Annotated in this window: 10 protein-coding genes and 3 pseudogenes; 6 read left to right on the top strand and 7 right to left on the bottom strand. The window is 74.1% G+C overall.

All coding sequences use genetic code 11. The annotated features are described in order from the left end of the window. The 4 genes and pseudogenes from HYE82_RS25395 to HYE82_RS25380 form a co-directional block, all read left to right on the top strand. Nucleotides 1-321 (top strand): annotated as a pseudogene (locus tag HYE82_RS25395) (phosphatase PAP2 family protein); the annotation flags it as partial. A 190-nt stretch (nucleotides 322-511) separates the two neighbouring features. Next, nucleotides 512-4,132: a DNA polymerase III subunit alpha gene (locus HYE82_RS25390; protein WP_179176470.1), complete on the top strand. Its 3,621-nt coding sequence runs from the start codon at nucleotides 512-514 to the stop codon at nucleotides 4,130-4,132. Then, nucleotides 4,129-5,121, top strand: a complete 993-nt coding sequence (locus HYE82_RS25385) for a hypothetical protein (protein ID WP_179176469.1) — start codon at nucleotides 4,129-4,131, stop codon at nucleotides 5,119-5,121. The genes HYE82_RS25390 and HYE82_RS25385 overlap by 4 nt, the downstream gene beginning before the upstream one ends. A 153-nt stretch (nucleotides 5,122-5,274) precedes the next feature. Then, a complete protein-coding gene (locus tag HYE82_RS25380) occupies nucleotides 5,275-6,144 on the top strand; it encodes a triacylglycerol lipase (protein WP_179176468.1) in 870 nt (289 codons plus the stop codon). A 423-nt stretch (nucleotides 6,145-6,567) separates the two neighbouring features. Here the strand turns inward: HYE82_RS25380 and HYE82_RS39375 are convergent. The 4 genes and pseudogenes from HYE82_RS39375 to HYE82_RS25360 all read right to left on the bottom strand — a co-directional run. Further along, nucleotides 6,568-6,687: pseudogene (locus HYE82_RS39375) on the bottom strand (lytic polysaccharide monooxygenase); the annotation flags it as partial. Nucleotides 6,688-6,780: 93 nt separating this feature from the next. After that, nucleotides 6,781-7,935: an RNA-guided endonuclease TnpB family protein gene (locus HYE82_RS25370; RefSeq protein ID WP_179176467.1), complete on the bottom strand. Its 1,155-nt coding sequence runs from the start codon at nucleotides 7,933-7,935 to the stop codon at nucleotides 6,781-6,783. A 164-nt stretch (nucleotides 7,936-8,099) separates the two neighbouring features. Next, the gene (locus tag HYE82_RS25365) at nucleotides 8,100-8,588 is read right to left on the bottom strand and encodes a DUF402 domain-containing protein (RefSeq protein ID WP_179176466.1); all 489 of its coding nucleotides are present in this window, start codon (nucleotides 8,586-8,588) and stop codon (nucleotides 8,100-8,102) included. Continuing rightward, nucleotides 8,581-9,519 (bottom strand): GNAT family N-acetyltransferase, encoded by a 939-nt coding sequence (locus HYE82_RS25360; protein ID WP_179176465.1) that lies wholly within the window; start codon nucleotides 9,517-9,519, stop codon nucleotides 8,581-8,583. Before HYE82_RS25360 ends, HYE82_RS25365 begins: the two co-directional genes overlap by 8 nt. A gap of 72 nt (nucleotides 9,520-9,591) precedes the next feature. Here HYE82_RS25360 and HYE82_RS25355 point away from each other — a divergent pair, with 72 nt between their 5' ends. Continuing rightward, nucleotides 9,592-9,978: a GntR family transcriptional regulator gene (locus tag HYE82_RS25355; protein ID WP_309144445.1), complete on the top strand. Its 387-nt coding sequence runs from the start codon at nucleotides 9,592-9,594 to the stop codon at nucleotides 9,976-9,978. A gap of 136 nt (nucleotides 9,979-10,114) precedes the next feature. Here HYE82_RS25355 and HYE82_RS25350 read toward each other — a convergent pair whose 3' ends face one another. Together HYE82_RS25350 and HYE82_RS25345 are read right to left on the bottom strand one after the other, a co-directional pair. Continuing rightward, nucleotides 10,115-10,693: an FABP family protein gene (locus HYE82_RS25350; protein ID WP_179176464.1), complete on the bottom strand. Its 579-nt coding sequence runs from the start codon at nucleotides 10,691-10,693 to the stop codon at nucleotides 10,115-10,117. A 188-nt stretch (nucleotides 10,694-10,881) separates the two neighbouring features. Then, nucleotides 10,882-11,979, bottom strand: coding sequence for a DUF5925 domain-containing protein (locus HYE82_RS25345; protein ID WP_179176463.1), 1,098 nt, complete (start codon nucleotides 11,977-11,979; stop codon nucleotides 10,882-10,884). A 224-nt stretch (nucleotides 11,980-12,203) separates the two neighbouring features. Here HYE82_RS25345 and HYE82_RS25340 point away from each other — a divergent pair, with 224 nt between their 5' ends. Then, nucleotides 12,204-13,013, top strand: coding sequence for an SGNH/GDSL hydrolase family protein (locus HYE82_RS25340; RefSeq protein WP_179176462.1), 810 nt, complete (start codon nucleotides 12,204-12,206; stop codon nucleotides 13,011-13,013). 15 nt (nucleotides 13,014-13,028) lie between these two features. On the opposite strand, the pseudogene HYE82_RS25335 reads toward HYE82_RS25340, so the two are convergent. Next, a pseudogene (locus tag HYE82_RS25335) lies at nucleotides 13,029-13,876 on the bottom strand (hypothetical protein); the annotation flags it as partial.

Here is a 13,876-nt window from a genome sequence, read left to right as displayed (position 1 = left end):
CCGCTGCACCAGACCCCGGCCCACCCCGACTACCCCAGCGGCCACACCACCTACGCCGGGGCCTCGGAGGTGATCCTGGACGCCCTCACCGGAGCCCGCACCGCGCCGTTCACGCTGACGAGCCAGACCGCGCCGGGCGTGCGCCGGACCTACACCGGCTGGGCCGAGCTGACCCGCGAGAACGTCGACGCGCGTGTCTTCTCGGGGATCCACAGCCGCTCGGCCGACGAGGCGGGCGTCGTCCTCGGCAAGACGGTCGCGCTGCACGCCCTGCGCCACGCCGACCGGCTCTTCGAGCCGAAGGGCACGGGTCGCCCGTAGTGGCTCAGCGGCCCGGGGGCGGGTGCGCGGCCGTCGTCCGCACCGGCCCCGGACCCGTCCGATGGCCCGGGTCGGTGCTCTGGGGCATGCCTCACACGCCGGTCGGGCAGGGGTGGGCGCGGCAGGGCGGACCGGCGGTAGACGATCCGCGGATCGAACAAACGTTTCGCACGGATATTCGAATTGCCTTATGGTGGAGACGGGGGAGGTGTTCCACGAACGAAGCAGGAGGCTGCGGGTGCCCGGGTTTACGCATCTGCACACCGTTTCGGGGTTCTCCGTGCGCTACGGAGGCTCCCACCCCGAACGGCTGGCGGAGCGTGCCGCCGAGCGGGGCATGGACGCCCTCGCCCTGACCGACCGGGACACCCTCGCGGGTGCGGTGCGGTTCGCGAAGGCATGCGCGGAGGCCGGGATCCGGCCGCTGTTCGGGACCGACCTGGCCGTGTCGGCCGCGCCCACGGCAGGAGGCGCCGACGGTTCCGGTTCCGGCGCGGAGGCGTCGCACCGGCGGCGGCCCCCCGTCAGGGGCGGGGCTTTCGTGGACGAGTCCGCGCCCCGGGCCGTCTTCCTCGCCCGCGACGGAGCCGTCGGCTGGGCCGAGCTGTGCCGCATGGTCACCGCCGCCCACGCCGGGCAGGGCGCCGATGCCCCGGGAGCCCCGGAAGCCCCCGGCATCCCCGGCGTCCCGGGCATTCCGGCCGGGCGGCCCGTACTGCCCTGGGACGCCCTGCACGGCACGGGCGTGTACGTCCTGCTCGGCCCCGGCTCCGAGGTCGGGCGGGCTCTGACCGCCGGCCGGCCCGACCGGGCCGCGCGGCTGCTCGCGCCCTGGCGGGAGGTCTTCGGGGACTCCCTGCGCCTGGAGGCCGTCCACCACGGCCGCACCGGGACCGGCCCCGGCTCGCTGCGGCTGGCCGCCCGCACCGTCGGCTTCGCCGACGAGCAGGGTGTCCCGGCCGTGCTGACCAACGCCGTCCGCTACGCCGACCCCGGCCAGGGCCCGGTCGCCGACGTCCTCGACGCGGCCCGCCGCCTGGTCCCCGTCGATCCCCGCGGCCCCCTCGACAGCGGAGAGCGCTGGCTCAAGTCCCCGGCCGCCATGGCCGAGGCCGCCGACCGGATCACCCGGGCCGCCGGCCTCGGCCCGGCCGACGCGCGCCGGCTGCTCGCGGAGACCCGGCGCACCGCCGAGGCCTGCGCGGTGGACCCCGAGGACGACCTCGGCATCGGCTCCGTGCACTTCCCCGAGGCCCACCTCGTCGGCGCCGCCCACCGCACCGCCCAGCGGGTCCTCGCCTCCCGCGCCTCCGCCGGCATGGTGCTGCGCGGCTACGCGGACGACCCCGCCTACTGGGAGCGGATGCACCACGAGCTCGACATCATCGCCTACCACGGGTACGCCTCGTACTTCCTGACGGTCGCCCGGGTCGTCGACGACGTACGGGAGATGGGCATCCGCGTGGCCGCCCGCGGCTCCGGCGCCGGCTCCCTCGTCAACCACCTACTCGGCATCGCCCACGCAGACCCCGTCGCACAGGGCCTGCTGATGGAGCGCTTCCTGTCCAAGCGCCGCCACGTCCTGCCCGACATCGACATCGACGTGGAGTCCGCCCGCCGGCTGGAGGTCTACCGCAGGATCATCGACCGGTTCGGCACCGAGCGCGTCGCCACGGTCTCCATGCCCGAGACCTACCGCGTCCGGCACGCCATCCGCGACGTCGGCGCCGCCCTGTCCATGGACCCGGCCGCCGTCGACCGGCTCGCCAAGGCCTTCCCGCACATCCGGGCCCGCGACGCCCGCGCGGCCCTCGCCGAACTGCCCGAGCTGCGCGGCGTGCGCGAGGAGGAGCACGGGCGGCTGTGGGAGCTCGTCGAGGCGCTGGACGCGCTGCCGCGCGGGACCGCGATGCACCCGTGCGGGGTGCTGCTCTCCGACGCCTCCCTCCTCGCCCGCACCCCCGTGGTGCCCACCAGAGGCGAAGGCTTCCCCATGTCCCAGTTCGACAAGGACGACGTGGAGGAGCTCGGCCTGCTCAAACTCGACGTGCTGGGCGTGCGGATGCAGTCCGCGATGGCGCACGCGGTCGCGGAGATCCGGCGCACCACCGGAGAGGAGCTCGACCTGGACGACCCCGCGCAGGTGCCGCCCGGCGACCGGGCCACGTACGAGCTCATCCGCTCGGCCGAGACGCTGGGCTGCTTCCAGATCGAGTCGCCGGGCCAGCGCGACCTGGTGGGGCGGCTCCAGCCGGCCACCTTCCACGACCTGGTCGTCGACATCTCGCTGTTCCGGCCCGGGCCGGTGGCCGCCGACATGGTGCGGCCGTTCATCGAGGCCCGGCACGGGCGGGCCCCCGCCCGCTTCCCGCACCCGGACCTGGCTCCGGCGCTGGAGGAGACGTACGGGGTGGTGGTCTTCCACGAGCAGATCATCGAGATCGTGGACGTCCTGACCGGCTGCGGGCGGGACGAGGCGGACCGGGTCCGGCGCGGGCTCTCCGACCCCGAGTCGCAGCCGCGGATCAAGGCGTGGTTCGCGGCGCGGGCGGCCGAACGGGGCTACTCGGCCGAGGTGATCGGCCGGACCTGGGAGATCGTGGAGGCCTTCGGCAGCTACGGCTTCTGCAAGGCGCACGCGGTGGCCTTCGCCGTGCCCACGTACCAGTCGGCCTGGCTGAAGGCGCACCACCCGGCGGCGTTCTACGCCGGCCTGCTCACCCACGACCCCGGCATGTACCCGAAGCGGCTGCTGCTCGCGGACGCGCGTCGGCGCGGCGTGCCGGTGCTGCCGCTGGACGTGAACCGGTCGGCGGTGGCCCACCGCGTCGAACCGGTACCCGGCGAGCCCCCGGTGTGGGGGCTCCGGCTGGCCCTGTCCGACGTCCACGGCATCAGCGAGGCCGAGGCGCTGCGCATCGAGGACGGACAGCCGTACGGATCGCTGCGCGACTTCTGGGACCGGGCCCATCCCGGCCACCCGGTGGCCCAACGGCTCGTCCAGGTCGGCGCGCTGGACGCCTTCGGCGCCAACCGGCGAGACCTGCTGCTGCACCTGGCCGAACTGCACGGCGCGCAGCGGCGGCCGGCCGGCGCCCGGGGCAGCGTCCAACTCCCGCTGGACGGCGGGCGGTCGACGGCCCCGGTCGGCCTGCCCGACCTGACCGAAGAGGAGCGGCTCAGCGCGGAGCTGGGCGTCCTCGGCATGGACGCCTCCCGGCACCTGATGGGCGACCACCACGCCTTCCTGGCGGAGCTGGGCGTGGTCCCGGCCCGCCGGCTGCGCGAGGTCGAGCACGGCCGGACCGTGCTGGTCGCGGGGGCCAAGGCGGCCACCCAGACCCCGCCGATCCGGTCCGGGAAACGGGTCATCTTCACGACCCTGGACGACGGGACGGGCCTGGTCGACCTCGCCTTCTTCGACGACAGCCACGAGGCCTGCGCGCACACCGTCTTCCACTCGTTCCTGCTGCTGGTCAGGGGCGTCGTGCAGCGGCGCGGGCCGCAGAGCCTCAGCGTGGTCGGCGCGGCCGCGTGGAACCTGGCCGAGCTGGTGGAACTGCGCCGCTCCGGCGGCCCGTCCGCAGTCGCGGCCCGGCTGGCGGAGCCGCCGCCGGGCACGGACGGATCCGAGCACGGTGCCGGTGCCGGTGCCGACACCGGGTCCGGTTCGGCGTCCGCCGACTCAGGCCGCCGCATCCACCTGCCCACCGGGTACGAGATGAACCCGTGGGCTGACCTCCAGCCCGCCGGCGACCGCGCCGCGACCGGCCGCAAGCTGTGGCACTCCAGCCCGGGGAGCGCGGGATGACGGCCCCGGAGAACGGCGTCCTGCACGTACGGTGCGCCCCGGCACTGCCCGAGGAGGGGTACCGCGAAGTCCTGGAGCTGCTGCGGGAGTTCTCCCCGACGGTCCAGGCCCTGCCGCCCCGGGCGGCACTGGTCCACGTACGCGGCGCCCGGCGCTACTTCGGCGCGGACGCCCGCCGGATCGCCGAGCTGGTACGGCTGCGCGCCGTGGCCCGGCTCGGCACGGACGTGCGGATCGGGGTCGCCGCGACCTGGGCGGTCGCGGCCACGGCCTCCGCGCGGGTGCCCGCGCCCGGCGGCGTCCTGGCCGTGCCCGAGGACGGCGTGGACGGCTTCCTCGGGCCGCTGCCGGTGGAGGAACTGCACGGCATCGGCCCCCGGCAGGCGGAGGCGCTGCGCGGGTACGGACTGCATACCGTCGGCGCGGTGGCGTCCGTCTCCGCGGGCACCGTCGAGCGGATCCTGGGCCGGCGGGACGGCCGGCTGGCCGCGGAGCGGGCCCGCGGGATCGACCCGCGCCCCGTCACCCCGAAGGACCTGCCCGCATCGGCTGCCGTCCGGAGCGGGTTCACCCGGCCCGAGCTCGACGGCCCGCACGCCCGGGCCGTGCTCCTCGGCCTGGTGGTCCGGCTGGGGGCGGTGCTGCGCGGCCGCCGGCAGGCGGCCCGGGCCCTGTCGCTGACCCTCCGGTTCGCCGGGGGCGGGCACTGGGAGAAGGCCCGCCGGCTCCCGGAGGCCTCCGCCCACGACGAGGACCTGCGAGCGGCGGCGTACCGCCTGCTGGACGCGGCCGGACTGCAACGGGCCCGGCTGACCGGCATGGTGCTGCGCGCCGAGGAGCTGACGGATTCCGCGCGGGTGTCCCGGCAGCTGTCGCTGGACCCGGTCCGCGAGGCGCGGCTGACGGTGGAGGCGGCCGTGGACCGCGCGAACGCGCGTTTCGGCCCCGGCACGGTCCGCCCTGCAGCCACCTTCCGCAGGGTGGCGTGACCGCGGAGAGGGCGCGCCGCAGATTTTTTACTGACGCGTAACTTCCCAGTTTTGCTACTCGACCGTAATTTGGCGTCAGCAGCACGCCTTGTGATCCGGATCACGGGATGAGCCCCCACGTCCATTCCCCTTGAGCCGCAAGGAGATCACTCGATGCTGCCCTGGCTGGGACGCCTGCTCCGCCCGCTGGCCGTCCTCCTCCTCACCGCCGCCGCCCTCGCCGCCCCCACCGGCACGGCACAGGCCGCCTCCGCACCGAGCACCGGCTGGAACAACTGGTCCTGCAAGCCGTCCGCCGCCCACCCCCGCCCGGTGGTCCTCGTGCACGGCACCCTCGGCAACTCCGTCGACAACTGGCTCGGCTTCGCCCCCTACCTCGTCCACCGCGGGTACTGCGTCTACTCGCTCGACTACGGCCAGCTGCCCGGCGTCCCCTTCTTCCACGGGCTGGGCCCCGTCGACAAGTCCGCCGGACAGCTCTCCGCCTTCGTCGACCGGGTGCTGGCCGCCAGCGGCGCCGCCGAGGTCGACATCGTCGGCCACTCCCAGGGCGGCATGATGCCGAACCACTACCTCAAGTTCCTCGGCGGGGCCGACAAGGTCAACGCGCTGGTCGGACTGGCGCCCGACAACCACGGCACGACCCTGTCCGGCCTCACCGCACTGCTCCCGTACTTCCCCGGCGCCGCGGACCTGATCAGCTCCAAGACCCCCGGCCTCGCCGACCAGATCGCCGGATCCCCCTTCCTCGCCGCGCTGAACGCCGGCGGGGACACCGTGCCAGGCGTCCAGTACACGGTGATCGCGACGAAGTACGACGAGGTGGTCACGCCCTACCGCAGCGGCTTCCTCCAAGGCACCGGGAACAACGTGCGCAACGTCGTCCTGCAGGACCTGTGCCCGCTGGACCTCTCCGAGCACGTCGCCATCGGGCTCACCTCCCGGATCGCCTGGCACGAGGCGCTCAACGCCCTCGACCCCTCGAACGCCGAACGGACCACCTGCGCCTCGGTCTTCGACTGACCCCGGCCAGGCTAGCCGCGGCCGTCGCCGCGGCCGGCCGTCGCCCGGCGGCGGGCCGCCGCGAACAGCACGGCCGAGCCGAGGGCCAGCACGCCCGCTCCGGCGATCGCGATCGCCGGGGTGGCGCTGCTGCCGCCGGTCTGCGCCGCTGCCCGCGGGCGCGTCCGGCGCGGCCGCGCCGAGCGCGGTGACGCCGTTCGTCTTCGGGTCGTCGTCGCCGTGGCCGTTGTGCTCCACCGAGGACCTGCCCTGCCCGTCCGCGATCTGGCGGTCCGTCGGGGCCTCGGGGGCGGGCGGCTCCGAAGGCCGGGTCTCCGGCTTGCCACTGCGCTTGCCGCTGGGCCCGGCACTCGGGACGGTACCGTTGCCGCCGCCCTGCATGCCTGGGTCGGTGGCCATCGCGAACGGGGCCGGCTCCAGGTCCGACCAGGTCAGCGGCTTCGACGGATCGTAGCCGTCCTTCGTGACGTACAGCTCGAAGGTGCCCCGGTGCGGAGCGGTCCCCTTTTGACGCTCTCTCCCGTGAGCGGGGGAGATTCCCACCGGGCCGCCACTGTTGAGTGGCGGTCGGAGGTGGTTCCTGTTTCATCACCCACTGCCTGGCTTGCCAGGTCTTATACGGGCTCCGCAGGCGTTTTACGTGTCCGGGCGTCCCTCGGCCACGATCCGCCGTCCTTCACGGCGAAGGTTGAGTTCTGCGTTCTCGTTCCGGTCGTGGGCCATCCCGCAGGAGCACACCCAGTGCCGGATCTTGAGCCCTTCCTGTCCCTTCGGGCCCTCGATGCTGCCGCAGGCGGAGCACAACTGGGTGCTGGGGAACCAGCGGGAGACCTTGGCGAAGGTGCGCCCGTACCGGTGGCATTTGGCTGCGAGGGTGCGGGCGAACATGCCCAGGGACTGGTCGTGGACGGACTTGACGCGGTTGCTGTTGCGGGTGCCCATGCCCTTCACGTTCAGGTCCTCCAGGTACACGGCTTGGCTCTCGCGCGTGATTCTGGTGGTTTCCTGCTCGATGAAGTCGCGTCGCTGGTCCGCGATCTTGGCGTGGATCTTCGCTACGGCGAGCTTGGCCTTCCGCCGGTTGGCAGAGCCCTTCCGGGCGCGGGACAGGGTGCGCTGCGCACGACGGAGTTTCTTCTCCTGGCGGCGGAAGAACTTCGGTGAGGTGATCTTCCGGCCGCGCAGGACGGCGTAGGTGGACAGGCCCAGGTCGATGCCGGTCTCGGTGTCGTCCAGGTCCAGTTCCGGCAGCGGCTTGTCCTCGGCCTCCACGACGAAGGAGGCGAAGTACCTGTCGGCTGCGTCCTTGATGACCGTCACGGACGACGGGGCGGAGGGAAGCTCACGAGACCAGCGGACTTCGACGTCGCCGATCTTCGGAAGCCGGAGCTTACGGTCGGCGGTGATCGAGAACCGGGCATTGGTGGTGAACCGCACGGCCTGGCGGCTGGTCTTCTTCTTGAACTTCGGCGGCCCCATCTTCGCGCCTCTGCGGGTGCCGTTCTTCGACGCGAAGAAGTTGGAGTATGCGGCCTCCAGATCCCGCAGGGACTGCTGGAGGACCACCGCCGACACCTCGGACAGCCAGGCCCGCTCCTCGGTCCTCTTCGCCTCGGTGACCACCCGCTTGGACAAGTCACCCGCTTTCGGACGGGGTACATCAGCCTTGTAGGCGTCCTTGCAGATACGCAGCGCATCGTTCCACACCATGCGCGCACACCCGAACGTCCTGGCCAACGTGGCACGCTGGGGGCTGTTCGGGTACACGCGGAAGCTGTACCGAAGCTGCACGGCGACACCGTATTGCACTTGATTTATGGCTGAGTATTAGAACATTTACCCTGGTGAGCACGGTGCTTTCGCGCTTCCCGCGCACTTGGTTTTCATGAACGAAGAACCGGCACGAGGCCCCAGCGGAGAAGCTTCCCGCAGCACTCTCTTGAAAGCCGTTCCCGTCAGCTGAGGAGGGCGGTCAGGCCGGCGGGCGCGTGGGCCTGACGTTCCAGGGCGTCGAGGGCGCGGACCGCCTCCGTGGCCGCCCGCGGGTCGGTGGCCGCGAGACCGCTCGCCGCGAACTCGTCCTCGTCCAGCCGCAGCACCGAGGAGCCGTCCGCCGACACCCACAGGTCGAGGTCGAGGTCGACCACCCGGACCTCGCCGCCCTCCACCACGGCCGGGCGGGTGATGTCGCAGTACCAGCCCTTGAGGACCCCCGCGCCGGTGCGCACCTCCTTCACCGCGTACCAGCGCGTCCGCCAGAAGTGCTCGGTGAACACGTCGCCCGGCTCGAAGCGCACGAACCCGAAGTCCCGTACGCCGTCCGCCGCCCACGGGGCCCGTACGGTGATCCGGTCGCCGGTGTCGGCCACCACGTCCGCCGGGTAGCGGATCTTGGTGCGGCCGGCCTTGGAGAGGGCGACCGTCACCGCCTCGGGCTCAGCCATGGAGTTCCCTCACGTAGCGGACCTCGCTCGCGCCGACCTCGTACCCGAACCGCCGGTTGACGGCGAGCATGGGCCCGTTCTCCGTGTCGTTGCCGGTGAAGGCCACGCGGTAGCCGGCCGCGCGGGCCCGGCGCAGGGAGTCCGTCTTGGCGAGCTTGGCCAGGCCGCGGCCGCGGTAGCCGGCGAGGGTGCCGGTCATCGCCGAGGCGTACCGGGTCTCGCCGTCGGTGCGGGCCGCGGTGAACGCGGCCACGGCCCCGTCGACGAGGACGACCGAGGTCAGCTCGTGGTCGAGCTCCGGGTCCTGCCAGATCGTGCGCAGCCAGTCCTCGTAGTCGTCCAGGACGACCGGCACGTCGCCCGGCTCGTCCGCGGTCGCCGCCGCGTCCGCCTCGAACAGCGGGCGCGGGTCGCCGGCGAACGCGGAGCCGGGGCGCAGTTCCACGCCGGGCGGCAGCTCCCGCGGGTACGGGGGCAGCTCTGCGGTGGTCAGGTCCAGGCGCAGGAAGTGCGCGGAACGGCTCGGACGGTAGCCGCGGCGCTCGGCGTAGGCACGCGAGGGGGCCTCGTCGGGCACCCAGGAGAACACCTTCACCGCGCCCAGGGCCGAGACGTGCTCCTCGGCCGCGCGCAGCAGGGCGGTGCCCGCGCCGCGTCCGCGGTGGCCGGGGTCCACGTGGACGTTGGCGGAGGACAGGCCCGGCTCGGCGCTGTCGTGGGCGATGCCCACCTGGGCGGTCCCGATGACGAGGCCGTCGCCGTCCTCGGCGACCAGGATGCGGTGGTGCTCGTCCGGGTGGGCGCCGACCAGTTCGAAGGCCACGCCGCCCGCCGTCGAGATCATGAAGGGCAGCGTCGCGCGGCGCACACGGACAACGGCCTCCACGTCCGGCGGGTCGCCGGGGCGGAGGTCGCGGATCGATACGGTCATGGGGCCGACGGTAGGCGCAGGGCGCGGGCGGACGCCTCCGAATTTCCCGCGGGATGGGGGAGAATCGGCCGGGTGACCTCGACGAACCTGAACATCCGGATCGACGGATCGGCCGGCGCGGCCGCCCCGTACGAGCAACTGCGCGCGCAGATCGCCGAGGCGGCGAGGGCGGGGCGGCTGCCGGCGGGATTCAAGCTGCCGACGGTGCGCGGCTTCGCGGAGGAGCTCGGGCTCGCCGCGAACACGGTGGCGAAGGCGTACCGGGTGCTGGAGGCGGACGGGGTGGTCGAGACGCGGGGCCGGCACGGCACCTTCGTCGCGGCCGTCGGCGATTCGGCGGTGCGGGAGGCGGCCGCCGCGGCGCAGGCCTTCGCGGAGCGGGCGCAGCGGCTGGGCCTGACCTTCGACGAGGCGACGGCGACCGCCCTGGACGCCCTGCGCGCACGGTACGGCGCCTAGCGCTCCGCGGGAGGGGCCGTGTCGGGCCGGCGATGGTCTGCGGGCCGGTGGGGCTGGTCGCGCACTTCCCCACGCCCCGCGGGGCGCTGGCGAACCGCCGCCGACCTCGCCGGCCGCTCGGCACCGGGCCCGGGCCTTACGGCTGCTGGGGGCGGAGCCGGGCGCTGAGGTGGTGTTCCAGCGGGAGGCCCACCGCCGCCATGTCCTGCTCGACCGACAACTCGCCGTCGCGCAGCACGTACCGGCGCCGCATTCCGGTGACCTCCTTGGCCCGGGGGGTGCACGCCACCGTGTCCGTGGCGAGGTCGACCACCAGCTCGGCGCCGCCGCCGGTGTCCGTGGCGGTGCCGTCTCCGGCGACCCCGCCGAGGTAGGTCTCCACGATGCCCGTGGGGTGGGCCAGGACCACCTCCAGGGAGGCGTCGGGCAGGACCCGCCACCAGCCGCTCTCCCGCCCCGACGGGCGCAGGGCCGTGCCCGCCTCGTCCACCAGCCAGGCGCGCGACTCGTAGCGCAGGAAGGGCCTGCCGTCGTGGCTGAAGGTGATCTCCTGCCGGTACCGGAAGCCCTGCTCCAGCGTCGGGTACTCACCGCTCCCGCCGCCGTGCCAGCGGCCCAGCAGGGCGAGGACCGGCTTCAGCTGGGGGTGCGGTTCGGGCCCGTCGCCGAGGACGTGGGTGTCGGGGTACGGGTTCTCCTGCGGCGCGTCGGGCACGGTCGGCTCTCCTGATCCGGTGGTTCGGGCTGCCCCGGGGGCGCCGGCCGGACTCCGGCCCGCCGCCCCCGGGACGCGGGTCCGGGCCCATTCTCGCGGCCCCGCGGCCCTTCGGACGGCAGGCGCCACCGGGCGGCAGCCGCCGCGCGGCCGCGGAGCCCGCCCCGTAAGCGGCCCGGGCGCCGGGCTCAGAGGTACAGGCCCGCGTCCGCGCCGTGGCCCTGCGGCGGCAGGACGGCCGCCGGGCCCGTGCCCCGGCGCAGGGCGAACAGCTCGGCGAGGCTGGCGCCCTCGCGGGAGACGCCCTCGTCGGTGCCCAGCCACTCCACGGCCTCGCGGTGCGTCAACCTGCCGACCTCGATGCGGGCCAGGCAGCGTCCGGGGCGGACCACCGCCGGGTGCAGCCGCTCCAGGTCCTCGTTGGTGGTCACCCCGACCAGCACGTTGCGGCCCTGGCCGAGCAGGCCGTCCGTCAGGTTCAGCAGCCGCGACAGGGCCTGGCCGGCGGTGTGCCGGGCCTCGCCGCGGATCAGCTCGTCGCAGTCCTCCAGCAGGAGCAGCCTCCAGCGGCCCTTCGCCGTGCCCTCGTCCTCGCCGATCGCGATGTCCATCAGGTAGCCGACGTCGTTGAACAGCCGCTCCGGGTCCAGGACGCAGTCCACCTGGCACCAGTCCCGCCAGGACCGGGCCAGGGTCCGCAGCGCCGAGGTCTTCCCCGTCCCCGGCGGCCCGTGCAGCAGCAGGAGCCGCCCGGCGATGTCGTCCGGTGTGACCTTCATGAGGCGGTCCATGGCCGAGGCCACCGGCGCGGTGTAGTTGGGCCGGACCTCGGCCCAGGTTCCCGCGCTGATCTGACGGGTCGTGCGGTACGGGCCCCGGCGCGGGGAGACGTACCAGAACCCCATGGTGACGTTCTCCGGCTGCGGTTCGGGCTCGTCCTGCGCCCCCTCGGTGGCCTCGCCGAGCACCCCGGCGGCGAGCTCGTCGCTGACCGCCGTCACCGTCACGTCCGCGCCCCGGCTCCAGCGGGAGACGAGCACCGTCCAGCCCGCGCCCTCGGCCAGGACGGCGCTGCGGTCGGAGTCGCGTGCCGAGCGCAGCACGGTGGCCGCGGCCGGCAGCAGGGTCGCCTCCGCCTTCACCCGCTCGATGGTGACGCTGCGCGAGTACGGCTGCTCGCCGGAGGCGAACCGGCCGAGGAACAGCGCGTCGACGACGTCCGAAGGCGAATCGCTGTCGTCGACGTTGAGCCGGATCGGCAGCGCATCATGCGGATTGGCTGGCATGGCGCCCATGATCCGGCACGAACTGCCCCTGTGCACCCGTGTTTCGCCGGAACGGGTGCGTGCCTTCCCCCGCCAAACGCAGTGGTGGTGAAGATTCGGGGCGCAAGTCTGCGCCAGATCTCCTTGGCATGGACACTTCCAGCCATCCCGGGCTCCTTGTACCACGGACTCAGGAGTAACCCCGACTCCTGAGTACCCCCCCACACCCCCAGAGGAGCCGCACCATGCCTTCGGGACGCCTGCCACGCCTTGCCGCCTGGACCTCCTCCCTGTTACTTGCCGCGGGCGCCGCCCTGTTCGGCGCCGGCCAGGCCTCCGCCGCCGCCGACTTCGGCTACGTCGCCCTCGGCGACTCGTACTCCTCCGGCGTCGGCGCCGGCAACTACGACAGCTCCAGCGGTGCCTGCAAGCGCACCAACCGCGCCTACCCGGCCCTGTGGGCCGCCGCCAACTCCCCGCAGACCTTCGCCTTCACCGCCTGCTCCGGCGCCCGCACGGGCGACGTCCTCTCCGGCCAGCTCGGCCCGCTGGACTCCGGCACCGACCTCGTCAGCATCACCATCGGCGGCAACGACGCCGGTTTCGCCGACGTCATGACGACCTGTGTGCTGCAGTCCGAGGCCACCTGCGTCAGCCGCATCAACCAGGCCAAGGCATATGTCGACTCCACCCTGCCGGGCCGGCTCGACCAGGTCTACGACGCGATCCGCGGCCGGGCGCCCGCCGCCCGCGTCGTCGTCCTCGGCTACCCCCGCTTCTACAAGCTGAACGGCACCTGCGTCACCGGCCTCACCGAGGGCGAGCGCACCGCCATCAACGGCGCGGCGGACCACCTGAACGCCGCGATCGGCAAGCGCGCCACCGCCCACGGCTTCACCTTCGCCTCGGTCGTGAGCGCCTTCACCGGCCACGAGATCTGCTCCGGCGACGCGTGGCTGCACAGCGTCAACTGGCTCAACATCGGCGAGTCGTACCACCCGACCGCGGCCGGGCAGTCCGGTGGCTACCTGCCCGTCTTCCGCAGCAAGGCCTGAGCCCCCGGGCAGGTCTCACGGCGCGGTCGCCGGGTCCGGCGAAGCCGCCGGATCCGGCGACCCGGCCGCACCGGGGGAGGAGGCCCCGCCCGTCGGGGCCTCCTCCTCGCAGGCCACGGAGAACTCCACCCACTGCGAGACCACGGGTACGGGCCCCTGAACTTCCAGGCGGACGGCGTCGGCCCGGGTCCCGTCCCCGTCGTACCCGAGCGCGGTGTGCTCCAGCTGCCGGCTCGCCGGCCCGTCCGCGGTGTACGCGAGGGACTGCCAACCGGGACCGGAGGGGCTTCCGCTCCGCGTCACCCACCGGTACTCCAGCACGGCCGGCCGGGGCTCCACCTCGACGGCGGCCCTGAAGGACGGTGCCCGGGAGGCGGCGGGCGGGCAGGTCCCGCGGTACTCCCCGCGTACGGCGTGGACGGAGACCACGACCCGCGGCGAGGGTGCGGCCGACGGCGAAGGCGAAGCCGAAGCCGAGCCCGAAGCCGACGCGGACGCTGAGGCGGACGAAGAGGAAGACGCCGACGCGGGCGCAGACGCGGAGGCCGTGCCGGAACCCGGCGCCGCCCCGCCCCCCGTACCGGTGGGCCTCGCCGACGGCGGAGCCGACGAGGCCGTGGCGCCCGTGGCGGCCGGTCCGCCGCCCGATCCGGAGCCCTCCCCGGCCGGGCGGTTCCGCAGCAGCAGCCAGCCCAGGGCCGCCACCGCCAGCAGCAGCACCACGAGCCCGGCGGCCAGTACCGCCCCGGCCCGCCCCGGGCCCTGCCGGCCGTTCCCGGCGCCCGGCTCCTGCGGAGGAGGAACCGGCGCGGGCACCGGCAGCAGGGGTGTCGCCCCTGCCGCCGTCCCCACCCCCGGAGCCG

Origin of the sequence: Streptomyces sp. BR123, assembly GCF_013401435.1 — a bacterium.
GTDB lineage: Bacteria > Actinomycetota > Actinomycetes > Streptomycetales > Streptomycetaceae > Streptomyces.
The sequence above is the reverse complement of the archived record's forward strand: the minus strand, read 5'-3'. Positions and strand labels throughout refer to the sequence as shown.

What these genes read in the sequence shown, in the direction of transcription:
- HYE82_RS25365 (WP_179176466.1), bottom strand. Translation starts at nt 8,588, where the DNA reads ATGGCTGAGCCCGAGGCGGTGACGGTCGCCCTCTCCAAGGCCGGCCGC.
- HYE82_RS25340 (WP_179176462.1), top strand. Translation starts at nt 12,204, where the DNA reads ATGCCTTCGGGACGCCTGCCACGCCTTGCCGCCTGGACCTCCTCCCTG.
- HYE82_RS25360 (WP_179176465.1), bottom strand. Translation starts at nt 9,519, where the DNA reads ATGACCGTATCGATCCGCGACCTCCGCCCCGGCGACCCGCCGGACGTG.
- HYE82_RS25380 (WP_179176468.1), top strand. Translation starts at nt 5,275, where the DNA reads ATGCTGCCCTGGCTGGGACGCCTGCTCCGCCCGCTGGCCGTCCTCCTC.
- HYE82_RS25385 (WP_179176469.1), top strand. Translation starts at nt 4,129, where the DNA reads ATGACGGCCCCGGAGAACGGCGTCCTGCACGTACGGTGCGCCCCGGCA.
- HYE82_RS25390 (WP_179176470.1), top strand. Translation starts at nt 512, where the DNA reads ATGGTGGAGACGGGGGAGGTGTTCCACGAACGAAGCAGGAGGCTGCGG.
- HYE82_RS25345 (WP_179176463.1), bottom strand. Translation starts at nt 11,979, where the DNA reads ATGCCAGCCAATCCGCATGATGCGCTGCCGATCCGGCTCAACGTCGAC.